A 24,449-nucleotide genomic window follows, 5' to 3' on the forward strand; every position below is an offset into this window, starting at 1 on the left:
GCCTTGTTCAATCATGCCGCCAAGACCTTGTAGTCCACCGGTATTTAATAAAGTTTAGTAACACGATGCGCTCATTTCGCTTCAGTCTAAGCTAGCAACTAATTACTCATCAACTTTAGTAAGAATCGGCCAATCCTCGGCCTTGAGTTTGCCTTGTTCCATCATGCCGCCAAGACCTTGTAGTCCACCGGTATTTAATAAAGTTTAGTAACACGATGGGCTCATTTCGCTTCAGTCTAAGCTAGCCTTGCGCTAATGAAGCAAGCTGACTACCAACTAATTACTCATCAACTTTAGTAAGAATCGGCCAATCCTCAGCCTTGAGTTTGCCTTGTTCAATCATGCCGCCAAGACCTTGTAGCCCACCTGTGTGTAGTAACACGATGCGCTCATTGACACTAAAGTAGCCTTGCGCTAATAAATCGAGCAAGGCCAATACCATCTTGCCGGAATAGATCGGCTCAAAGATCACGCCGGTTTGCTGGTTGAATGCTAATATCCGCTTGACATCATCAGGGCTAAATTTGCCATAACCGCCACGGTGGAAGTTGGTTAATAACTGCCAGTTATTATGTCGCTTACCTTGTGGGCTAAGTAAGCACTTAATTTCATCCACTAGGTATGCCGCTTGTTTTAATACCGCAATGCCTAAAATTCTATGTTGTTTACTATTGGCAACAGTGTCCCCTGATATAAGGCCAGCTAAAGTGCCGCCACTGCCAACGGGAGTGAGTAAAGTATCGAAATTTGTTTGTTGGTTTAATTCAGTTACTATCTCCGCTACGCCAGGTATTGCTAGGGTGTTACTACCACCTTCAGGGATAAAAAAATAATTTGGGTATAGCTCACTCAACTCAGTTAAGAACTCTGTGTCAAAACGGCGACGGTAAGTTTTTCTATCAACAAAATGACATTGCATGCCCCAGTGTCTGGCCCAAGCTAAGGTAAAATTACTTGCATAACGCGCTTCCCCACGTATAACACCAATACACGGGATTTTCTGTAACTTACAGGCATAGGCAAAAGCATGGATATGGTTTGAGTAACTACCGCCGAACGTTAGCGCGCCTTGGTAAACGCCCTCTTTTATTTGTCTAAGATTGTATTTTAATTTTCGCCATTTATTACCCGATATGATGTGATGTAATAAATCATCTCGCTTGACCTGGACAGTAACTTTGTATTTATCGAAGAGTGGATGATGTATATTTTGTAGTATTGACAAAGGCTTAGGCATGGATATCTAATGAAATATTAATAAACAACAGGTTTCGCGGTTATTATAAACGATATCGTTATTTTCTGAGGTTTTTCTTTGGACTAGTTCTGTGACTAACAAAATGTTTTAAATAGAAAATTAGCGCTAAAGCACGGTACTATTCGTAGCTAAATTACTAATATACTTAGCTAAAATATAGCAGTAAAGCTTGCTCTAAAGGTGTAACAAAGGGTAACATTAAAAATAATTTTAGCTATATGCGATATTGCCGATAAATGTCAATTTTAACGAAAATTAAACAATTTTTTTCAAAGAAAATTTCAAGTCAGCGTCTGGGTATTGCTTTTCAGCAGCAGGGTGTCTCCTTGTGCTCAATTCCTCAACAACATTCCGATAACGCTGACAACAATAATAAAACGGCTAAAGTACTTTTTCACCATGAAAAGGCCAGTTCAGCTAACTTTTCACAAGCCATTCAAACACTACATAAAAATTACGAACTTGAGGGCAGTGCCACCTTAGTGCTTAACGAAGCACAATCACAAGTAGTACAAGTGGATAAACCTAGCTTGTCTGCTAGCGAAATACACAGTGCATTAAAATGGCAAATTAAAGATTTAGTCAGTATTTCACCGGATAACATGGTGTTAGATTATTATGATGCACCACTGCTTGCCGGTGGCAAAGAAAAAATTAATGTTGTCTGTGCTCCGTTAGATGAACTGAAAAAATTACTGGCAGCAACTGAGCAAGGTAAGGTAAAGGTCACTGCTATTACTACCCAAGAATTTGCTTTTGCCAATTTATTAGCGTCACAAAATGAAGCGGTGTTATTAGTGTGCCAGCAGCCCAATGAAGAAATTGTTTTATTAATAGTTAAACAAAAACAAATCTTTTTTCAACGCCGTCTACGGGGCTTTGCTCAAATTGGCAGTAAAGCAGTGGATGAATTATCTTTTTCACTTATTGATGATATCAGCTTAGAGATTCAACGCTCGACAGATTATTTTGAGCGTCAGCTAAAACAAGCGCCTATCAAGGAAATTAAAGTGTTATTACCCATCGAGTTGGAGGCTGTCTTTGTTGAAAAGCTAGCAGAAAATTCTGCTGTACCGGTGAGTTTACTTGAATTACCCCAGCCATATCATCAGTATCGAGCTTTTGCCGCGGCAATAGGCGCTAGCCTAGAAAACATTACGGACACTAGCGAAACCATAGCCGAAACCGACGTTTTAGCGGGAGTGCGTCATGACAGCTAAACATAGTATTAATTTATTACAAGCTGAGCTGTTTCCAGAGCAACCCTTGTTGTCATTATCCAGAATGGCGGGTGCTTGGCTAGGCTTATTATTAATGATGGTTATTTGGGCCGTTGTTACTGAAATAAACTATAGTCAGTCGGCGGCAATATATGATGATTTATTAAAAGAGCAGCAACAACAAACGCAGCTTGCCAATAGCTTGGCTAAAGAAGTACAAAATAGGCAAGTCTCAGCCGCTTTAACACAAAATCTCAGCACAATAAAATTAGTGATGCAGCATAAAGGGGCACTGTTAGCCAAACTCACTGACTCAAATGAGACTTTTGCCGGTGGCTTTGTTATGGCAATGAATGATCTGTCAGCCATGCACCATAAAGATATTCGCTTACAAACTATTAGCATTAATGCTACCGATATGAGTTTTACTGGTCTAGCCCGAAACCCTCAAGCTGTGCCTGCCTGGTTGGCTGGCTTTAAACAATCGCGTTTATTATCTGGCAAGGCGTTTGTCCATTTTAAACTGACACAGAATGAGCAAAATATTACCGAGTTTGTGGTCAGCTCAATGGCGAAGAAGGGTAAAAGCTAATGCAGCAACAATGGCAAAATATGAGTGAAAAATTTCTGCAGCTAACCAGTCGAGAACAGTTTTTATTACTGTTAACTGGCCTTGTGGCGATATTCTTTATTATCTCATACTTATTTATTGATGATAAAAACGCTAGAATTATTACCTTTGATAAGCAAAGCCGAGTGATGAAGTCAGGTAATCAAAGTCTTAACTTTACTATCAAAGAATACCAAACCGCACTAAAACAAGATCCTGATAAAGATATTGCTAAACAAATCAGCAGACTTGAAGGTAAACTGGCCAAAATTGATAACCGCTTAGTGCATTTAACGACTGATTTAATTAGCCCAAGTGAAATGCGTGCCGCCCTGTTCAAATTGCTTAAGTTAGAGCCAGGGGTATCCTTGCTGTCTTTTGAATTGATTGGTGCGCAACCTTTATTAGATTTATCGAGCCAACAACAAAACGCTACTGCTGGCAGACAGTCACCAACAGCGGAACAACTGGGTTTAAATTTATATAAACATGCGATGAAAATTAAGTTGTCAGGTGAATATTTTCAGTTGCGCAATTATTTACGAAAATTAGAACAACTATCGTGGAAGTTTTTTTGGCAAGACTTTCAATTTGAAGTAAAAGAGTACCCACGCAGTGAAGTAGAGATAACCATTTATAGTTTGGGCTTAAATAAGGAGTTTATTGGTGTCTAAGCATTTAATATTAACCAGCGGCTTAATGGTCATGGTAATGACTGCTCCGATTAGCCTAGCTGCTGATATTGATCCTACTCGTCCATTTGGCGTAAGTGGCTCGGGTACTAATCATCAGTTAAAACGTGATGGTGGCTTTTTATTAAGTTCGATTATTCATGGTGATGGTATTCATACCGCCGTAATCAATGGCAAAATCTATAGCATGTTTGACTATGTTGGCGAGTATCGTATCACGGCAATTAATAGTCACAGTGTGATATTGCGCAGTAAAACTAAGCGATTAAAAATTAATATTTTTAAAAAAACCGGTTTTAAAAGTAAAGTCATAGAAAATACGGTAATTAACTAATGATAACTACAAGCCCCCCTATGAAAAAAACAACAACAAAAATAAAAATTGCCTTGTCAGCGTTATGCTTTGTGCTAGTGGGCTGTCAAACCGTGCCTAGAGATCCCATCGAGTTAAAAGAAGATCTTGATATAGCTATCAAACAAGCTAAAGCCTTTAATGCTCCTAAGCCATTAACGCTAGTGCCAAATTCTGTCCAGCAAGAGCTAATGTTTAATGATATAAACCAAGCTAAGCAAGGGATGTTGGCGGAAAAACGTTTGGAGATTACGGCCACTGAAGTTGATGCCAAAGATTTCTTTCAAGCGATAGTGAGAGGCTCGCGCTATAACATCGTTATTCATCCAGATGTGGTTGGCCAAATTTCACTCAGTTTGAATAATGTCACCTTAACTGAGGCATTAACCGTAGTTGAGGATGTCTATGGCTATGAAATCATTCGTACGGGCAACATAGTCAAGGTATTTCCGCCAGGAATACGCACCGAAACCATGGCCTTAAATTATTTATTTCTTAAACGTTTTGGTTCCTCTAGTACCACCATCAATTCCGGTGGCGTTTCTGAAAATGATCCTAACAGCGGCAATAACAGTAATAATAACAGCAATAATAGTAGTAGTAATAACCGCAATAGCAGCTCTAATAATCAAAGTAGTGGTGTCAATGTCTATACTGAAAATGAATCTGATTTTTGGGCTGAAATAAAAGAATCCCTCACTGCTTTTGTCGGCACCGGCAATGGTCGCTCAGTCATTATTTCTCCACAAGCAGGCCTAGTGACTGTCCGTGCTTTTCCAAAAGAAATCAAAGCGGTGAAGAAATTTATCAAAGCGACTGAAAGCCACTTACATCGCCAAGTGATCATTGAAGCGAAAATAATGGAAGTAACCCTTAATGATGAGTACCAACAGGGGATCAAGTGGGGGAAAATACTCGATCAAGTCGGCAGTGCTGAACTGATCTATTCAACCACGGGTAATATTATTGGTAATGTTATCTCTAATACTATTGGTGGTGTTAGTCGTCTGGCCTTTAGTAAGCACACCAATGGCAGTGATTTTTCCGGTGTGATCGAGCTTTTACAAACACAAGGTAATGTGCAAGTACTTTCAAGTCCACGGATCACGGTGACCAACAACCAAAAAGCAGTGATTAAAGTGGGTGAAGATGAATATTTCGTCACTGAAGTTTCCAGCACTATCACCACGGGTACCTCAACTACCACAACACCCGAAGTTGAGTTAACACCCTTTTTCTCGGGCATAGCCCTCGATGTAACACCACAAATTAGTGAAAATGGTAGCGTTATATTACATGTGCATTCTTCGGTAACTATTACTGAAGAGCAAAATAAAGTCATTCAAATTGGTAGTGAAGTACTAATCCTGCCCTTGGCGCGAAGTAGAGTTCGAGAGTCAGATACTATTATTCGCGCTCAATCGGGTGAAGTGGTGATTATTGGTGGTTTAATTGAAACCTATAAAGTTGATATCGAGTCAAAAACGCCTTTCTTAGGTGATATACCTTTCTTCGGTGAGCTATTTAAAAGTAAATCGCAAAAAATGCAAAAACGTGAATTAGTTATCATGTTGACAGCTACGGTAGTGGGCCAAGATACTTGGAAAAATCAACTGCAAGTTGCTCGGAACTTGCTAACAAAATGGTTTCCAGAAGAGCTTGAAACATGTGAGTTATCGGCTGAAGGTGAGTTAACACCAGTATGCCAAACACAATGTGCCGATGCGGAATATGCCAGAAGCCATGATGTTTGCCAACTAGCACAAAAAGATGCTACCAAGTTAAATAATTAAGCCTAAGTGCTTATTTGTTTAACTTGACTTAATTAGTAGAATTGCTATGTATTTATATCATTTTGGCTTAGGAGAGTTACCTTTTACTCTCACTCCTAATACAAATTTTTATTTACCATTGGCGCCACATAATGAAGCCCTAGCGGTGATTTTTACCGCGCTGAAGACCGGAGAAGGCTTTATAAAGGTGGTGGGCGAAGTTGGTACCGGCAAAACATTGTTATGCCGAAAGCTACTCAATGAAATACCTGAGCATTTCATCACGGCGTATATTCCTAATCCCTATTTGAATCCGGATGAATTAAGGCGAGCGGTTGCCGTTGAACTTGGCGTTAAACAAGCACAACGTATGTCACTGCAATTACTGACTCAGCGTATTCAAACGCGCTTATTAGAGTTACATAGCCAAGGGCATTCGGTTGTGCTGATACTCGATGAAGCACAAGCGCTACCGGAAGATAGCTTAGAAGCACTGAGACTATTTACCAATTTAGAGACAGAGACACGTAAATTATTACAGGTGGTTTTATTCGCGCAACCTGAGCTTGATCAGCGTTTAGCCAAAACCGAATTTAGACAATTAAGGCAACGCATTACCTTTTCTTATAAATTAAGGCCGATGAATGCTAATGAAGTACAGCAATATATTCAACACAGATTAGTGGTTGCGGGTTATAAAGGCGTAGAACTCTTTCCCGTGGCAATTTGCAAAAAAATTGCCCGCGTGAGTCAAGGCATACCACGCTTGGTTAATGTGTTATGCCATAAAATGTTAATGCTTGCTTATGGTCAAGGACACTACAAAATGACGGTGAAATTACTCCAAGCCGCAGTAAAAGATACTGAAAGTATCGACGTAAAATCAAAGAAAAACGTGTTGGCTTTTTCCTGTTTGGCTTTATCTGCAGCCTTGATAATGGCTTATTATACCTTGGTGGTTAAATCATGAGTGTTATTAATCAGATGTTAAACGATTTGCAGCAACGAAGTCCTGACTCAGGGGCACTTACTGCACCGCCTACTCAGCATACACAGGTCCAGTCACCGATAAAAATTGTTGTGCTAACCACGTTATGCGTGCTAATTATTTGCTGGGCCAGTTTTTATATTTGGCAACTGGTCGGTGAAAATAAAGCCTTAAAAGCTGAGCAATGGTCTAATAAAGTAAACGCGGCGCAAGTTATAGCGGTGGCAACGCTCTCTTCGCCGACCGTATCTTCGGCAACAACTACACCTGCGAACATACTTCCTGCAAAAGTAGCAGCTATAGAAAACAACGTGTTAAAAGTGCTGGCAGAAAAAATAACCCCAGCTAAACCAGTGACGGCAAATACCGTACCCGCTAGGGAGGTAAAGCAGCAAACCTTGCAAGGCACTCACGCTAGAACTAATGCCATTGTTGATAATGGTGCCAGCCAAGTTACACCGGCAAAGAGAGCAGAAATTATTGTTAGTAGCGACGCTAATGTCGAAAAAAATGCACATAGTCATCCACATACACCAGCAGAGCTAGAACACGCGAGTGCCGCTAAGGTGAAATCTAGCTTACAGGCTAAATCAAAACCCCAGGCAAATACCATGTCGGTGTCACGTAGGCAATTGTCGGCGGATGAATTGGCGCAACAAAAATTTGCCTTGGCTGAAAAAGCACTGGCGGAAAAGCATATAGCGAAAGCGGAGAACTTGCTTGAAGATGTGCTTATTATCAAGCCGAGTGATAGTCAAGCACGTAAAAAATTAGCGGCGTTATGGTTTGGTCGACAGGCCTATCAAGAGGCGATTAATTTACTGTCACAAGGTATTGCTCTAAATGGTAAAGACAGCAGTTTACGTGAGATACAAGCACGTATTTATTTAAAGCAGGGCCAGGCAATAGCCGCATTAAACACCTTAAAGCCGTTAGCGGACTTAAAAGATGAACAGTATCAAATTATGTTGGCCAATACCGCGCAGCATGCTCAGCAACATGAAGCGGGTATTGCAGCTTATAAAATGCTGATAACAATGTACCCTAATAAAGGGCGTTGGCAACTGGGTCTAGCGGTATTGTACGATAAAAACAGTCAATTTAGTTTAGCAAGTAAAGCTTATAAAGCAGCATTAAAAAACCATGATTTATCCATATCATCGGAGAATTTTGTTAAACAACGTATTCAGGTAATAGCACAGTAGCAAGCAAGCAAGCTTATATAGGCTGCGGGTAATTTGCTGCACCGGTACTGTAGGATAAGAATAGCCAAATGACGCGAGTGGTTAAAGACGCGTTAATAAAAAGTGATCTATCTATTTCAACAGAACAATTTGTTAAGCAAAGCATACAGGCAATAGGACAGTAGGACAAATTATGGCAGCTCCAAAATTAAAGATGCGCTTAGGTGATCTATTGGTTCATGAACGTATCATATCCAATGAGCAATTAATGCAAGCGTTATCGAGTCAAAAACAAACGGGTCGAAAGCTCGGTGATACCTTAATTGAGCTTAGCTACCTTTCTGAAAGACAACTATTACAATTTTTAGCGCAGCAACTTGATGTGCCATTTTTAGATATATCACAGCATAAGATATCTGCTAATGTTGCCAGCTTACTGCCTGAAGTTCATGCTAGACGCTTAAGGGCGTTGATAATTGAAGATAGAGGCGCTTCAGTATTACTCGGTATGAGTGACCCCGCAGATTTAAGTGGCTTAGATCAATTAGAGCGCATGTTATCCCCCAAACGGATTGAACTTGCGGTAGTGTTGGAGTCACAGATTTTTGATGCCTTTGACAGCTTATATCGTCGTACCGCTGAAATTGAATCTTTTGCCAGCCAGCTAGAAGAAGAATATGAAGAATCTTCCAGCTTTGATCTCGCTACTACTTTCCTTGATGAAGGCGGTGATGCTACGGTAGGAAAATTACTGCAATCAGTGTTTGAAGATGCCGTACAAATGCGTGCATCCGATATTCATATTGAGCCAGAAGAGCATCAATTGCGCATTCGTCAGCGAATTGATGGTGTCTTACAAGAAAAAATACTAAAAGAAAATAAAATTGCTTCGGCTATGGTATTACGACTTAAGTTGATGGCCGGCCTTGATATCTCAGAAAAGCGCTTACCCCAAGATGGTCGTTTTAATTTAGAGATTAGTGGCCATAACATTGATGTACGTATGTCTACCATGCCGGTGCAGTACGGCGAGTCGGTGGTCATGCGCTTATTAGATCAATCTGCCGGTTTATTATCACTGGATCAAACGGGTATGCCAGCAGAGATGGTCAAACGTGTCCGCCAACAAATCCATAGACCACACGGTATGGTGCTAGTGACTGGGCCAACGGGTAGTGGTAAAACAACGACCTTATATGCGGCGTTAAGTGAGCTCAATGATGCGAGCAAAAAAATTATCACGGTTGAAGACCCGGTTGAGTACCGTTTACCGAGAATAAATCAAGTACAAGTGAATACTAAAATTGATTTAACCTTTTCAAGAATCTTACGATCAGCCCTACGCCAAGATCCCGATATTATGATGGTGGGCGAAATGCGTGATCAGGAAACCGTTGAAATAGGCTTGCGTGGCGCGATAACGGGTCATTTAGTTTTATCAACCTTGCATACCAATGATGCCATAACCAGTGCGCTGCGTTTAATCGATATGGGCGCGGCAGGATTTTTAGTCGGTAGTGCCTTAAGGGCGGTTGTCGCGCAACGTTTGGTTCGCAGAGTATGTGACTCTTGTGCAACTGAATACCAAGCAGATGCACAAGAAATATTATGGCTAACAAATTTAGCCGGTGAACAGGCTAAAACTAGCCAGTTTATGCACGGTAAAGGTTGTCAGTCATGTCACTATACCGGTTATAAAGGTCGAATCGGTGTTTTTGAATTACTTGAAATGAATGAAGGCATGATGGCGGCGTTAAAACGCAATGATAGTGAAGCTTTTGGTAAGTTAGCCAAAGAAAGTCCCGGTTTTACTCCGCTAGCGCAAGCAGCTTTTGCCTATGCTGTGGATGGCATCACTACCGTAGAAGAAGTGTTACGTTTGGTAGAAACAATTGATATTAATTAATCACTACAATGATTAATTAGGCAATAACCTATATTAGAACATAGAGATATTAATGGCGTCATTTAATTATACAGGGCGAAATGCCAACGGTAGCCAAGTAAAAGACAGTATTGATGCTGTCAATTTAGCGGCGGCGGCTGATAAATTATTCAAAAAAGGTATAACGCCTATCTCTATTGTTGCTTCTGTGCAAGGTAGTAAGAGTGCTGGTAGTACCGATATATTTGAATTACTCAATAATGGTCGGGTTTCCTTAGAAGAATTGATTGTGTTTTGTCGGCAAATGTATGCCTTAATGCGCTCTGGTGTGCCTATTTTACGGGCAATTAATGGCATGGTTGAATCGGCAAATTCAATAACGCTTAAAAAAGCACTCACCGATATAGGTAAACAGCTTGAAGGTGGTTATAGCTTTTCTTCAGCACTTAATCATCATCCAAAAATTTTTGACCACCTCTTTGTTTCTTTGGTGCATGTTGGTGAAAATACCGGTCAATTAGATGGCTCTTTCTTAAAGTTAACCACCTACCTTGAACGAGAGTTAGATACGCGTAAACGCATTAAAGCTGCTTTACGTTATCCGAGTATGGTGCTTATGGCGCTAGCGGCAGCTGTGGTAATTTTAAATATTTTTGTTATTCCAACTTTTGCCAATATGTTTTCTCGATTAGGAGCCGACTTGCCACTGGCGACACAATTCATTATTGCTAGCTCTAACTTATTTATAAACTATTGGTTTTATATGTTCCTTGCCGCCATTTTGACTATTGGGATGATCAAGCAGTCACTAAAAACTAAGCAAGGACGCTATCAGTGGGATAGGCGTAAGATCAAAATTCCAATTATTGGCAGTATTATAGAACGCTCGATATTAGCGCGTTTTTCTCATAGTTTTGCCATTGTGCTAAAAGCGGGCGTACCCATGACCACAGCCTTAACCTTGGTTGCTGACGCGGTAGATAATAGCTATATGCAGGATAAAATCGCCTCCATGCGTCAGAGCATTGAAAGTGGTGAAAGCTTATTACGCTCGGCTGTGGCCAGTAATTTATTTACCCCCCTAGTATTACAAATGTTGGCAGTTGGTGAAGAAACGGGTCGGGTTGACGAATTATTGGCCGAAGTCGGCGATTATTACGAGCGAGAAGTTGACTATGATTTAGCCACCTTAACCGCACGAATTGAGCCGTTATTATTAGTGGTAGTTGCGGCAATGGTCTTAGTGTTAGCGCTGGGTATTTTTACGCCAATGTGGGATATGGCTTCGGCTATGCAAGGTTAGCAGTAAGCTTATGGAAAAAACACCTAACCATGCTGAAAAAAAGCAAGGCTCAACCATTGAGTTTGTGATTGTTATTGTCATTATTGCTGTATTGATGAAGTTATTATTAGATCTTTTTTTTAGCCAGCAAGAGAAAATAACTAATATTGCTTTTGTTGGCTTAGCGCAAAATTTCACCAGTAAAATCAATGTTATCCATGGGCAATGGTTAATGGATAAACAGCCTGATATTGTGGTGTTAAATCGTTTAAACAGTACAGAAAAACAATATGTTCAGGTGAATAAATCGGGTTGGGTTGATAGTGACCATACCAGCTTGGCTTGCCATAAAATTTGGCAGCAAACATTAGCCATGCCACTACAAGTGGTTAAATCACCAGTGGTAGCGATTGAAATTCATAATAAAACGATTAAAAACGGTCGCTTATGTCGATATAGTATTGCTAATGGGCAATCTTTTGATTATCGTAGTGATACAGGGAAAGTTAAGCAGGTACATTAATTATTCTACTGAATAATTAATGCGCATTAAAATGTTTATAGAGTAATTTATTGAGTACTCCAACTAATTACTTATATTCGACATTGAAAAGTGGTTTGCCGCTGATCATAATGTTAATATTATGTTTATAGGCAGCTGAAGATATAAATTTGCAGCTAAAGCTTATCGAGTAAAACTCAAAGCATTAGTTGATATAAAAGGTTATCTCAATGATAAAAAGCATTTCCCACCAAGGCATTGTCCAAAATAGTCATGATCAGATTGGCGTTCGCAAATCTAAGCAGGCGGGCTTTACCTTAATTGAATTAGTTATTGTTGTCGTAATTTTAGGTTTTTTGGCAGCAACCGCTATCCCTAAATTTATCGACTTAACTGAACAAGCTAAGCAGGCCAATATTGAAGCTATGGCCGGTGGTTTTGCTACAGGCGTGTCATTAGCCCGTTCGCAATGGGAAGCTGAGGCTCGTCCAAAAGATACTGACGGTGTCAATTTGGTTAATTATGATGGCACCATAGTTTACTTAACCAGTGAAGACAACAGCACATCACCAACGATTAGCCCAGGTTATATTGTTGGTACTGATAGTGGTAATGGTATAAACGGTAAAACCATGGCAGTAGTTGACTGTATTGCAGTATGGAATAGCTTATTACAACAGCCACCTTTATTGGCCAGTAGTGTTACCGAGATAAATGATGACGGTGGTTTTAGGTATTTAGCCAATGTCTCTGGGAGTGGCGCTTCGACTCTATGTCATTACCATTTGAAAGAGACGTTAACACGCGATAGTAATGGCGCTTACCTTGCACCATCACCGTTAACCGGTGTTGGCAATAGCTTTAGTTATCAACCAGCCAATAGCTCGGTAATCATATATATTAATAATAAACCGTAAAGGCTAAGAAAAATTATTGCCGCAGGCATCCACTGCGGTATAGATTTGATAAACCTTTTTTAAATTAAATTAAATTAATTTTGTTCGTAAATTGAGGAAAAAGCATGAAAAGTAATATGAATGTAAAAGCACATCAACAGGGTTTTACCTTAATTGAATTAGTGGTAGTCATTGTTATTTTGGGTATTTTAGCGGTAACAGCAGCACCTAAATTTATTGATTTAACTGGCGATGCTAAAGCCTCTACCATAGAAGCGGTAAAAGGTTCACTTAACTCAGCAGCAGATATGGCCCATGCTAAAGCCTTAGTTAAAGGTATTGCTCACAATGGCTCTTTAAGTATTGCTGGTGGAACTGTTACTTTTGAGCATTTTTACCCTACAGGTGCAACTATTGACGTATTGATGGAGATTGATACTACTACTGTTTTTGATTTTGTATCAGTAGCTGGCAGCGCAACTTATACGCATGCTAAGGCAACATCAGGGGCCGGTTGTGTAGTGAAATATACAGATGCGGCGGATGAATTTTCTAAGCCTGTTATTGCGAGCATTACTTCTGGTTGTTAATATCTCTGTGAGCTATTAAGTAGTATTTATAAAACCAAAGCCGAGCTAGCCTCGGCTTTTTTGTATTTGTTATTTGCTTGATTTTATATTGCAGCAATGAGCTGATATCAACTTGAGCAATGGGGGCGTGGCATGTGGATTGAAAATTTATATAGCCGCTTATTGATGATTATATTGTTTTGCCATCACATCACGAATCTTTGAAAAATAATATACACCAAAGTTTACCAGGCAATAATTGCTTGCTAGCCTTATTCTGAAAAGTAAATCACTTATCGATTTTATCTCTTGGTATTATACTCGTGTGCCAATTTGTTTTTTGTGGGTAGGTACGCTTAGCCTCAGTGAGTAATAATTGATAGGCTTCAGTTTGGTCTAATATTTTTAATACTAATAAGCTATTTAAATATAGGCCTTCTCTAGGGGTGTGCTTGATACGTTTTAGTGCCCAATACAAGTAGCGTTTAAGTTTGTTAGCATTCTTTTCATGTAAGCCCTCAATTAAAATATGCTCAAATACAATAGCACCTAAGTGACTTTGCCAAGCAATAGGGTTAATAATATCTTTTAGCCTTTCGAATGCTTGTGTGCTGTGAGGGTTCTTTTTATGTTCTACCAATATGTGAGCGGTATGTAATGTGGTTAGTAAAAACGGGATAAAAATACTGGGAATCAAAAGTGCAAAAAAACGTATTAGGAACGTTTTAGGGCAAGATATACTTCGATAGCTTTCATCGTCAGCAAGCGCAAAGCGATCTACCAGCCACAACATAATTAAAAACACCAACCAATGACTAATACTGCTATAAAAAGGAAATTCTAACTGTATATGTAACAGTAAAGGAAATATTAAAGCTAATACAGCTAAGCTTCTATGTAGTTGAATTTTTCGCCATGTAAAAATATAACCAATGGTGAAAAATACAAAGGCCATTAAGGCAATTAAGCCGCCTTCAACTACCCAAAAAAGCACTTCATTGTGTGGGTGAGATAAATTAGTAATAGTATTGCCTATCTCAGGATTCTCTATTGCATATTTATTGAAGTGATCAATAAAGCTACGTTCAAAACCACCATAACCGTACCCTAGTAGCGGCTTTGCTTTAATCATATCTACACTGATAATAAATATTTTATCTCGAGAACCAACATTTTCATATACTTGTTGGTCACGAATTGGCGTAGCAGAATTTTCAAGACATATTGTTGCGCTTAGTGCGGCAATAGCGATAACAGCAAAGTTAGTGACTAACTGCTTTTTGTTCTTTTGATATATATAAGGCGCAGTGAGTGCAAGCACCGCGATTGCCGCGACAAAACCGGTACGAGATTGCAGTAATATCAGCAGAAAACTGGTGATGAATAAGCTAAATATAATCAGACCTTTAAAAGCCCATACACTTTGAAAAATCTTGCTCTTCACCGAAAGGAACAGGGCAATGGCTAAACCGGTTGCCATAAAACTTGCCATAATGTTGGGTTGAATAAAAACCCCGTGTGGTCGGCTACTACCGACAATATAGCCAGCCCAGAATCCTTGTTCGAACAGAAAAAACTGCACAAGGCCAAAACAAGCTTCAATAATTACTGCCAGTAGAATTAGTGCAAGTAATTGCAGGGCTGCGAGCTTTGACAGCTGAAATTGATAAAGTGAAAACAAAAAAAGTAATCCGCCAACTAAAGCGAGAATGCGTGGGATGGCAAGATCGGTAAATTCGAATTGGTAAAATACCGGAACGATCAAACAAGCCACGCCTAAGCTAAGCCATAATAGCATCTTGCTATAGTATATTTTTCTATTTAGGGTGATTTGCCACAGGCCTAGTGAGATAAGGATTACGGTAATTAGCCAAGCAATTACATTATAGGAATAATATAAACCAACACCGCCTGGGGTATCTAAAATAACATGCATGCCGACAAGGAAATAAAGCACGAGGAAAAATTTATAGTAGGGTAATAGCGACAAAATAAGCTCGGCGTGGCAAATGCGATGGCTGAGTATACAATCTATAGCTAAAGTGTTGTAAGATAATAGTTATATTTTTGTTAGCAATATTCTTGGTAATATAGTTGGTAAAATGTTCATATTTAACTCGATACTTATTACTGATAAAAAATTTGAACTCAATGGAGATACAGAATGAATAATAAAGGCTTTACCTTAATTGAGTTAGTTGTGGTAATTGTTATTTTAGGTATTTTAGCTGTAACAGCTGTACCTAAATTCGTAAACTTAAGAGCAGATGCGCAAACTTCAACTCTGTATGGAGTGCAAGCTGCAATGCAAAGTGTTTCAGCGCTTATTTATGGGAAATCTATTGTTAAAGGAAATCAAAAGGTGTCATCGACAAATACCCCTAAGCCAACTATCACATTAACTGATGGAACTGAATTAGATATTAATTATGGCTACCCTCGTGCTATTATTCCTGATTGGCAGAGGTTATTGCATTTAGATAGCGAGGATTTTTTGATTACGGTTACACCTGATACTGTATTACTAATTCACCCAACAAGTATCGATCCTTTTGATGAAACAGAGGATTGCATTGTAACTTATAAGCAAGCGAAACAAACAAGTAAACCAATAATAACAGTTAACCCCTGTGTTTAATTAAACTTTCATGGGCACTTATTATTATCAATGAATATTTGTAAAATAAAGTATTTAAGCGACAATGGTTTCACTTTAATAGAACTCATTGTTGTTATTATTCTGATATCAATAATGGCAGTAACTGTGCTGCCAAAATTTTTTACCTCCAACGGCTTTGAAGAGTTCACTTATCGTGATGAGTTAATTACTAAGCTAAGAGCAATTCAGCTGCGGGCAATGCAGCAAACTACTGACGACATTTGTAAAAACATTCAAGTTGAAATAGCCCCTTCAGCTATTATCGGTTTACAAGCAACAGACCCAGATACAAATCTATGTACAACAGGTTATGCAGGTGATACCACTACCGTAACTGTTGATGCCAAACATAGTGTTAGTTTTACCCTTTCAGAAGGTCTAACTAGCTTCTCATTTTCTTCCTTAGGAAAACCTATAGGTTGTACACCCGTAAATTCCTGTGGAATGACGATAACCATCACAGGGGAAAACTCGCCAAAGATTCTTATTAATTCAGAAGGCTATATTTATGCAATTTAGTGATTCTCGTAATCTTTTACATCATAAAGGCTTCACTTTAATTGAAACGATCGTCGGTATGGTTGTTTTAGCGATATCTTTTTCTGTGTTAACCACACTGATTTTTCCCGTTGCACAACAAAGCGCTGAGCAATTACACCAGGTGAAAGCGGCAGAGTTAGCGCAATCTATGCTGAATGAAATTCAAAATAAAGCCTTTGATGAAAAATCAGATATGGCCGGTGGCCGACTTCGCTGTGGTGAGACTTCGGCACCTAGTTGTTCTACTGTTATGGGAGGGGAGACAGGAGAGACTAGAGCGACTTTTAATGATGTTGATGACTACAATGGCTTGGAGTATGGCGATGTGTATGGAAAGGGAGAAATTGAGAACTCACAAGGGCAGCCAATAGCTTTATATCTCGGCTATTCAATGAGTATTAGTGTCTGTAATGATGCTAATTATGATGGAAGTTGTCCAACTGATATATCAACAGCAGCAATATCAACAGCTAAGTTAATTACCGTAATAATTACTACGCCGACAGATTTTTCAATGAGTTTTTCAACCTATCGAGCTAATTTCTGATGAAGCAGCGAATGCGTAAAAAATCGCCTGGTTTTAGCCTTATTGAGCTGATAGTTGTTATTGTTATTCTTGGAGTGCTTGCGACAGCAATTAGTAGCTTTATAAAATTTGCTACACAAATTTATAGCGAAACAACCGCCAGAGATCAGTTGGTGTCATCAGCACGCTTTGCTATTGAGCGCTTAAATAGAGACATTAGAAACGCGCTACCTAATAGTTTAAGGCTAACAAATTCAGAGCAATGCTTAGAGTTCACACCTATTATTGAAAGTACTATTTATACCGACATACCGGTAGCACCTGAAGTTGCTAAGAATAAAATTAGCGTCATTCGGTTTGATAAAACCTTTAAAAGCACTTGGAGCGTAATTGTTTACCCGCTAACTCCTAATGATGTTTACCCTGTTGCTCCCAGTAATAGTGATAAAGTACATGCTGTTGCTAGTATCGACGAAACAGGGGATGAATGGGTTATTACTTTAGTGGCGGAGGTGTTATTTTCCGAAGACTCCCCAACACAAAGGCTTTATTTTATCAATGAAAGTGAAACTGTTGAGTATTGTTTGCAAAATAACTCCTTGTTAAGGAATGGGATTTTAATGGCAGAAGATATATATAACACTAGCCCATTTGAAATACTAGCCGCAACGTTACAACGTAATGCCATGGTGCAAATGCATTTTAGATTTGAAAAAAACAATGAAACAGTCACCTTTAATAATGAAATACAGGTGTTAAATGTTCCATAAGGTACCGATGAAAATGAGAAGATCAAATAAGCAAAAGGGCAGTGCATTAGTGCTGGCTCTTTTTATTATGGTTGTCATGTCTTTGTTGGGTTCAGCGCTTGTTAGAATGATTAGCTCAAATGCAGAAACTATTGTTTATGAAGTACTCGGAACTAGAGCTTATCAAGCGGCTCAAGCCGGAGCACAAAGGAAACTCAGTGAAGTGTTTCCTCTTTTACCCGATAGTAAAGTATGTTCAGCAAACAGCGTATATGATTTTTCTACTATTGCAGGATTAGAAAACTGTCAAGCTTCAGATGTGGACTGCATAGCAGGCCCTGTTGTTGATGGTGTCACCTATTATACTATTACGAGTACGGGTCAATGTACTGTAGCAGATGTCTTTACCTCAAGAACAATTGAAATTAAAGCTAGAAGTTTATAACAATTCCTTACTTGGTAATCCAGTGTCGGTTTTTTTTACATTATAATTTACCATTTTAATTGCATTTACCATAAGATATTGATATTTAATCGTAATTCTTACTTGGCTTGATTTGTGCTAATAGAGATAATAAGTGATTTTATTGTGCCCAATTTTATCGGAGTGTTAAATGCATAAATTTGCAGTAATGGTTATTTCTATAATTACCTTAGTTTTTTCTAATATTTCTCAAGCAACGATACTCCCTCTAAATGTTAATGATTTAACTGCCGATGATTATATAGTTTATAATTATGGTGGCGTTGATTACGATATTGTTTGGGCTTCAAAGGTAAACTCTGAAATATGGTATACAGATAAAACTTACAACTTTAATACTTTATTCGCACCATCGTTTTATGAAAATAGTGGGTGGGGTTATGCTGGAGAAGATGGAATACCTGATTTATTAACTATTTTTTCAGGTTTATTGGGATCAGAAGTAGAGTCACTATTTCTACTTAATAACAGTTATGTTCATGCTTTTTCTCATTGGAATAGTGTTTTCGATGAAGTCATCAATAATAATGATATATTAAATAAAGATATCAGAAGCACTTGGAGCTGGTTTGCCCCCGATTCAGATTTAACAGATATATCTGAAAAAAAGCTACAACATAAGAATATCATGTCAACTTCGGGTGCCACGTATGATACATTCTATGTAAGAAAAACCTTAACTTTTATTCCGGCACCAAAACCCATTCCTGAGCCGTTAACTATTACCCTTTTTGCAATTGCTCTCATTGCTTTACAAATCAAGATGAGCAAAAAATCAGCTTAATCTTTTTCTCTATTTTTATAAATGCTATAGCTTTAATCAAAGCCCCGTTTTACGGGGCTTTTTTTATGCTTTATATTGCAAAAATAAGTGCTTAACGTTATCTTTGTAGTAACTTTTTCATATGAATTGTAACCCTAACGCCAATATGTCTATTCGCTATCAGCATTTGCCTGAAATAAAAGCGTGCACTTACTTAGCTTATAGTTCTAAACAGCAAGGTAGCTCGCTAATACTAGCCTTGTTTGTCATCATTATATTGACCTTATTGGGCAGTGTTTTAATGCGCATGATCTCCACCAGTAGTGAAACAGTTTCTCAAGAGATATTAGGAACTCGCGCTTATATGGCGGCTAATTCGGCTATGCAAGCTGAGTTACAGTTATTATTCCCTTTCAGTGTAACTTCATCTGACACTTGTGATACAGCATTTACCGATAAACCATATGATTTACAAACTGCTTTCGGTGAAGATATCCCGGGTCTTTATGACTGTGAAGCCACAACAAGTTGTGAAAATTACCACACAGGACTCGATGGCACAAAATATTACCGCTTAACCAGCACCGGCGAATGTGGCAGTGGTGTTATGGATGCTAATAGCAAGGTTATCGTTAAAAGCAGTCGCACCATTCAAGTTGAAGCGAGGAGTTTGTAGATGGATAATTACATTAAAATACTCTGCTTTTCTTTACTGTTATTAAGCACACAAGTTTTTGCTATTTGTTCTCAATATATGGGGCTAGCAACCTTAAATGAAGCGGGCAGTGTAGGGTTTATTGAAATAAAGTTGCTAGATAGTTCTATTTCTGAAGGTACCTACACTACTTGGAAAGTGAAAATATGTAAGGAAAAGGGAAATAAAAACGAATGTACTAGTGAACTACCTTTAAGTGTATCAACAACCCTCCCGTATATTGTTGTAGCAACAAGCTTTATTCCAACGAATAAAGGTTTTGATGTTCTTCTAACAGATGCTCTTGGCGAAACAATCGATTATTTAAGTGTTGGCTATATGGCACAGCAAAGTTTGAATGATACTATATGCCTTACATATGATTGGGATGCAACAGAGTCAAACTCTCACGATTACCGTCGTATGCCTGATGGCACTGGATATTGGGGTAATTCGGGTAATGGCAACTCAGGAGGAAATACTGGCGGAGCTCCAAATGAAGATACACCACTAAGTTGTGATGTTGTATTTCCAGGAGGCCAACCATTCTCGGGCAGTGGCTCTATTGTCACTGGCTCAAATAGGCCTTTATGTTATGTTAATGGTAATTGGGTAAACTGTGCTTTTGAAGACTTTACCTCGGTTGGCTCGATAAACCTTGACTCAAACCTTGGTAGTTTTCCTGATTTATCTGATAGCTGGACATTTACTGATGCCGAATATAACTTTTATAACGCGGCTCCTGATAACGAAAACTATCGTTTAATAACCTCAGGCGGCACTAGCGCTATTTACATATCTGGTAATGCTGTTTTCAAAAAAGGCGTAGGTTTAAATGTGCCTTTCTTAGGTACAGGCAATCCGTCAGAATTATTGATAGTAGTTGATGGCAATTTAAAGATAGAAGAAAATGCAGTAGTTAATGGCTTTATTTACGTTAATGGTGATGTGGTCCTAGAAAAAGGTATTACCTTTAACGGTGCGGTTTCAGCATCAGGTAGCTTTGATGTAAAAGAAGGTGGCCGTTATACCTTTGATTCATCAATGTTAGATGACTTTGACCCTCATGGTTTTTGTGAGCCTGTTGTACCCACAGGAACTCTGCTGGCATTACATAGATTTGAACAAACTAATATTTCCACCCAAATAGATGATACCAGCGGCTTAGATAATCATGCTGAGAATATTTTTGGTGGTTTATCGACTGTAAACGGTAAGTATTGTCGTGGTTTTGAAAGTGAAAGCTGGAACGATTATAACGGCATAACGGATTCTTTTCGTTCTAGTTTAGATGTTAATGACCATATAGGGCTAAAAGGCACAATAAGCTTTTGGTTTAACAGTAGAATTGATTGGGACCAAGGGCAAGAGCGGGTATTGTTTGATGCTAGCTCAGGAAGTAATGTAACTGATAAATACTTTGTCTTTGAAATTCAGCAAGATGGCCGATTAAAGTTTGCCTTTGAAGACTCGGCTGATAGTGACTTTAGTTTAGTTGAGCCATCAATAACTAACAGAGCCGCTGATACTTGGTATTATTTGACGGTAACCTGGGATTATCTTGCCAATGATTTTGCCATTTATGTTGATGGAACACTACAAATTCAGCAAAGTAGAAATACCAATGGTGCTATGGGGGAACTCAAGCAAATAGTCTTTGGTGATAATGCTTCTAATTATACCCAAACAGGAAATTCAAATATAGCTTCACCGTATTCTTCACGTGGTAATTATGATGAAGTAAGAATTTATAATAAAGTGCTTACGTTGAGCGAAATTCAAACGGATATGAATGATGATAATGGCTGTGCGGCTGAACTTGTTGCTTACTATCAGATGGATGAACTCGCTTGGAACGGTACTGATGAAGTTGTAAGTGAACTTGGCACATTGCACGGCACGGCGGTTGGTGGCTTGAGTACCGATAGGGTTAACCCTGCAAGGGTCGGCAACCCAGGTACTTGTGGCTATGGATACTTTGATGGCGTTAATGATTTTGTACAAATAGCACACGATGATAGCTTAAGTTTCACTAACGAATTCACCATTTCAACTTGGATATATCCTACTAAGTTACCGTCATCAGGCTTGATGACTATTCTATCAAAAGATACAAACTATGAATTTCATGTTACGCCGGATGGTGAAATTTACTGGTGGTGGAATGATGCGACTGGCGCCGCACGTTCTTTTAACAGCTCAGGCGCAAATATTACTGCTAATAACTGGTACCACATAGCTATTACTTATAAAGATGGCGAGCAAGTTATCTATGTTAATGGTGTTAATAAAGGGCAGGATAATCAAGCGACTAATTTGTTCTCGAATACTGATCCACTGCAAATAGGGCAAGATCAGTACTTTTCAGGTCGATATTTCCAAGGCAGAATTGATGAAGTTAAATTATATAGTGGTGCATTATCTGCTACCGAAATTGATGCTATCTATCAAGAAGTTCACCTGTGTGATAGTTATATAGATCACTTCGAAGTTAGCACCCAAAACGGGCAAGGTCTGACTTGTGAGCAAGATATCATTACCATTAAAGCCTGTGCGGATGCTGCTTGTAGTCCTTACCTTGATGAAGCAAATGTAGTGCTATCAGTGACCGATAGCAGTAATAACGTGGTGTTAAATAAAAACGTTACATTTGTTGGGGGCGAAATTGATGTTAGTTATATTCATACCAAACAAGAAGATGTAACTTTAAGTCTAGATCAAGCGTATGAATGCACCTATGGTGCCCCGGCAACTTGTGAAGTGGTTTTTACTGATGCAGGCTTTAGGTTTGTCTCTGTTGCCTCAGGTAGTACCCTACTACCGCTACAGCTTTCAGGTAAACCATCAACTATTGGCTACAATGCCGATGTTTTAAAAGTTGAAGCGGTGAAAACGGATAACTCTGGCGCTTGTGCTCCTTTATTGATAACAGGCTCGGTTATAGATATGGCAGCCAGTTATCAAACCCCTAATACGGGCACCAAAGTAGTAAACATATCAGGAACTGATATTGGCACTGCCCCAGCGAGTACAGCTTTTAATAGCTTACCTTTTACGGACGTGGCTTTAGACTTTGGCGGTGTTAGCCAACATAGTGCCGAATTTGTTTTTACTTATGCTGATGCCGGCGCAATGCAATTACATGCCCGTTTCGAATTACCTGATGATGATGGTAATCCATCAGGTGAATTCATTACGGGTAGCTCTAACTCAATATACGTGCGGCCATTTGCCTTTGATATTTTTGTTGATAAAAACTTACCCACAAATGATATCGATTATAAAATTAATCCTGCAGCAACTGATGGTAACGGAAGCTCTGCAGATGTTTTTACCGTCGCAGGCGGTGAGATAAGAATTAGTACTCGAGCAATTGCTTGGCAAGCAGGTGATGATGCCAATAATAACGGTTTAGCCGATCAAGGTGAGGATTTAACCACAAACCCCACTACGGCAAACTTTACTGATGTGACCTTAACTAGTTTGACTCATGGATTGGTAGCGCCCTCAACAGGTGTATTGGGAGAATTAACTGTAACTGGAGCAGACTTTAGCTTGGGGATTAACGTTGATACTGGTACTTATGATGAAGTAGGTATTATTTCTTTAGCGGCTTTAAAAGAAAATTATTTAGCCGCAGATATTAATATTGACGGTTTTGTTCCTTATGTTGGCCGCTTTACCCCAGCTTATTTTACTCAAAATGTTAATGATCACGGTACTTTAAATGCCAATCATTATGATACTTGTCAGATGAATAGTTGGGTCTATGCAGGACAAACTCGGGATAGAAGTGGCAGTACTGTTGGTGCAATTTCATATGATGATTTTTCATCTCCAATCATAAATATAACTGCATTTAATCTTGATGGTGATATCACCCAGAATTATACAAAACCGGGCTTTATGAAGCTAACAGCGTCAGGGATCACAATTCCTGCGCCAATAGCAGATGATGCCATGTCTCGTCTTTATCCAGATGGAAACGATGAAAAAGTACACTTGAGTGCAAATATGAGTGCTGGTGATGCGCCAATGGCAAGTGGTACTAATGGCGTTGTCTCATACACATTTAATGAGCAAGATCATTTTATTTATGAACATAATAAGCATTCAAAGCTGCAAGCTTTCCCGGCCAATATCCCCTTCCTTGTTACAGGGGTGGAAGATACAGACGAGGTAAGACTCTATAGTGGCAGTGATACAAATATTATTGCTACAGAGAAAGTCATTACTTCCGGAGTTGAAATACGTTTTGGCCGTTGGTTACTTGCAAACAGTTATGGCCCTGAAACCTCAATTTTACCGGTAACTATGCGCACTCAACACTTTAATGGCACAACTTTTATCGATAATGAGCAAGAAAACTGTCTTGTTCCTGAAATCGGCGACATAGAGAATACTGGTAATATTGGTGATGGAGGCATGGAACTTTGGCATTATCGCTTAGCCGATATTGGCGGTCCTGATAATTTATTGCCAAGTCACACCACTCCGAGTGTAGAAGCTAGAAGTTTTGTCAGTGGTTTATATCAGTCGTTATTGTTTTCAGCGCCAGGCGATGGTCGTCAAGGAAGTTTATCATTTGAGTATCAAGTGCCAACTTGGCTGCAATATGATTGGAATAATGATGATAACTTTACCAATAACCCAACCACGACTCTTACCTTTGGTATTTTCCGCGGTAATGACCGTATTATTTATCAGCGTGAGATAGACAAAATAAACTAGTTTTATCTGTGGTATTAAAAATGAGACTAAGGTCTCATTTTTTTATACTTCTTTAGTGCTTTATTTCAAAAAAGCAACACATTAGCTTAATAC

Annotated in this window: 22 protein-coding genes; 20 read left to right on the forward strand and 2 right to left on the reverse strand. The window is 39.0% G+C overall.

Annotated features, from left to right (window positions below):
• Positions 1–280: 280 nt before the first annotated feature.
• The gene (locus tag MTCD1_RS00005) at positions 281–1,237 is read right to left on the reverse strand and encodes a 1-aminocyclopropane-1-carboxylate deaminase/D-cysteine desulfhydrase (RefSeq protein WP_057182669.1); all 957 of its coding nucleotides are present in this window, start codon (positions 1,235–1,237) and stop codon (positions 281–283) included.
• A gap of 257 nt (positions 1,238–1,494) precedes the next feature.
• Here MTCD1_RS00005 and MTCD1_RS00010 point away from each other — a divergent pair, with 257 nt between their 5' ends.
• The 12 genes from MTCD1_RS00010 (at position 1,495) to MTCD1_RS22365 (ending at position 13,231) form a co-directional block, all read left to right on the forward strand.
• Positions 1,495–2,478, forward strand: coding sequence for a hypothetical protein (locus MTCD1_RS00010; RefSeq protein WP_057182668.1), 984 nt, complete (start codon positions 1,495–1,497; stop codon positions 2,476–2,478).
• Positions 2,468–3,070: a PilN domain-containing protein gene (locus MTCD1_RS00015; RefSeq protein WP_057182666.1), complete on the forward strand. Its 603-nt coding sequence runs from the start codon at positions 2,468–2,470 to the stop codon at positions 3,068–3,070. The genes MTCD1_RS00010 and MTCD1_RS00015 overlap by 11 nt, the downstream gene beginning before the upstream one ends.
• Complete coding sequence (locus MTCD1_RS00020; protein ID WP_057182664.1) at positions 3,070–3,762, forward strand: hypothetical protein; 693 nt, start codon at positions 3,070–3,072, stop codon at positions 3,760–3,762. The genes MTCD1_RS00015 and MTCD1_RS00020 overlap by 1 nt, the downstream gene beginning before the upstream one ends.
• Positions 3,755–4,114, forward strand: a complete 360-nt coding sequence (locus MTCD1_RS00025; RefSeq protein ID WP_231733091.1) for a hypothetical protein — start codon at positions 3,755–3,757, stop codon at positions 4,112–4,114. Before MTCD1_RS00020 ends, MTCD1_RS00025 begins: the two co-directional genes overlap by 8 nt.
• Before the next feature lie 20 nt (positions 4,115–4,134).
• On the forward strand, positions 4,135–5,925 hold the full coding sequence (mshL, locus tag MTCD1_RS00030; RefSeq protein WP_231733090.1) for a pilus (MSHA type) biogenesis protein MshL: 1,791 nt from the start codon (positions 4,135–4,137) through the stop codon (positions 5,923–5,925).
• 46 nt (positions 5,926–5,971) lie between these two features.
• Positions 5,972–6,874, forward strand: a complete 903-nt coding sequence (locus MTCD1_RS00035) for an ExeA family protein (RefSeq protein ID WP_057182660.1) — start codon at positions 5,972–5,974, stop codon at positions 6,872–6,874.
• Positions 6,871–8,097, forward strand: a complete 1,227-nt coding sequence (locus MTCD1_RS00040) for a tetratricopeptide repeat protein (RefSeq protein WP_057182658.1) — start codon at positions 6,871–6,873, stop codon at positions 8,095–8,097. The genes MTCD1_RS00035 and MTCD1_RS00040 overlap by 4 nt, the downstream gene beginning before the upstream one ends.
• A 172-nt stretch (positions 8,098–8,269) precedes the next feature.
• Positions 8,270–9,982 carry a GspE/PulE family protein gene (locus tag MTCD1_RS00045; RefSeq protein ID WP_057182656.1) on the forward strand — a complete coding sequence of 571 codons (1,713 nt, stop codon included), beginning with the start codon at positions 8,270–8,272 and terminating at the stop codon, positions 9,980–9,982.
• Positions 9,983–10,034: 52 nt separating this feature from the next.
• On the forward strand, positions 10,035–11,264 hold the full coding sequence (locus tag MTCD1_RS00050) for a type II secretion system F family protein (protein ID WP_057182654.1): 1,230 nt from the start codon (positions 10,035–10,037) through the stop codon (positions 11,262–11,264).
• A 10-nt stretch (positions 11,265–11,274) separates the two neighbouring features.
• On the forward strand, positions 11,275–11,766 hold the full coding sequence (locus MTCD1_RS00055; RefSeq protein ID WP_057182652.1) for a hypothetical protein: 492 nt from the start codon (positions 11,275–11,277) through the stop codon (positions 11,764–11,766).
• 209 nt (positions 11,767–11,975) lie between these two features.
• Positions 11,976–12,662 (forward strand): type II secretion system protein, encoded by a 687-nt coding sequence (locus tag MTCD1_RS00060; RefSeq protein WP_057182651.1) that lies wholly within the window; start codon positions 11,976–11,978, stop codon positions 12,660–12,662.
• A 104-nt stretch (positions 12,663–12,766) separates the two neighbouring features.
• Positions 12,767–13,231 (forward strand): prepilin-type N-terminal cleavage/methylation domain-containing protein, encoded by a 465-nt coding sequence (locus MTCD1_RS22365; RefSeq protein ID WP_057182648.1) that lies wholly within the window; start codon positions 12,767–12,769, stop codon positions 13,229–13,231.
• 268 nt (positions 13,232–13,499) lie between these two features.
• Here the strand turns inward: MTCD1_RS22365 and MTCD1_RS00070 are convergent, their stop codons facing one another.
• Positions 13,500–15,167, reverse strand: a complete 1,668-nt coding sequence (locus MTCD1_RS00070) for a PglL family O-oligosaccharyltransferase (protein ID WP_143760075.1) — start codon at positions 15,165–15,167, stop codon at positions 13,500–13,502.
• Positions 15,168–15,374: 207 nt separating this feature from the next.
• Between MTCD1_RS00070 and MTCD1_RS22370 the strand changes: the two genes are divergently transcribed.
• The 8 genes from MTCD1_RS22370 to MTCD1_RS00110 all read left to right on the forward strand — a co-directional run bounded on the left by MTCD1_RS22370 (position 15,375) and on the right by MTCD1_RS00110 (position 24,356).
• Positions 15,375–15,848: a type II secretion system protein gene (locus tag MTCD1_RS22370; protein ID WP_057182644.1), complete on the forward strand. Its 474-nt coding sequence runs from the start codon at positions 15,375–15,377 to the stop codon at positions 15,846–15,848.
• 30 nt (positions 15,849–15,878) lie between these two features.
• Positions 15,879–16,388, forward strand: coding sequence for a prepilin-type N-terminal cleavage/methylation domain-containing protein (locus MTCD1_RS22085; RefSeq protein WP_057182642.1), 510 nt, complete (start codon positions 15,879–15,881; stop codon positions 16,386–16,388).
• A complete protein-coding gene (locus MTCD1_RS00085) occupies positions 16,378–16,956 on the forward strand; it encodes a type IV pilus modification PilV family protein (RefSeq protein ID WP_057182640.1) in 579 nt (192 codons plus the stop codon). The genes MTCD1_RS22085 and MTCD1_RS00085 overlap by 11 nt, the downstream gene beginning before the upstream one ends.
• 11 nt (positions 16,957–16,967) lie before the next feature.
• Positions 16,968–17,705: a PilW family protein gene (locus tag MTCD1_RS00090; RefSeq protein ID WP_159459886.1), complete on the forward strand. Its 738-nt coding sequence runs from the start codon at positions 16,968–16,970 to the stop codon at positions 17,703–17,705.
• A gap of 7 nt (positions 17,706–17,712) precedes the next feature.
• Entirely contained in the window at positions 17,713–18,129 is a 417-nt protein-coding gene (locus MTCD1_RS00095) for a PilX N-terminal domain-containing pilus assembly protein (protein ID WP_159459887.1), read from the forward strand.
• 169 nt (positions 18,130–18,298) lie between these two features.
• Positions 18,299–18,952: a hypothetical protein gene (locus tag MTCD1_RS00100; RefSeq protein WP_057182636.1), complete on the forward strand. Its 654-nt coding sequence runs from the start codon at positions 18,299–18,301 to the stop codon at positions 18,950–18,952.
• 121 nt (positions 18,953–19,073) lie between these two features.
• The gene (locus tag MTCD1_RS00105; protein ID WP_057182634.1) at positions 19,074–19,607 is read left to right on the forward strand and encodes a hypothetical protein; all 534 of its coding nucleotides are present in this window, start codon (positions 19,074–19,076) and stop codon (positions 19,605–19,607) included.
• Positions 19,608–24,356 (forward strand): LamG domain-containing protein, encoded by a 4,749-nt coding sequence (locus tag MTCD1_RS00110; RefSeq protein WP_057182632.1) that lies wholly within the window; start codon positions 19,608–19,610, stop codon positions 24,354–24,356.
• The last annotated feature ends 93 nt before the right edge of the window (positions 24,357–24,449 follow it).

Source organism: Colwellia marinimaniae, from assembly GCF_002207865.1.
GTDB classification, from domain to species: domain Bacteria; phylum Pseudomonadota; class Gammaproteobacteria; order Enterobacterales; family Alteromonadaceae; genus Colwellia; species Colwellia marinimaniae.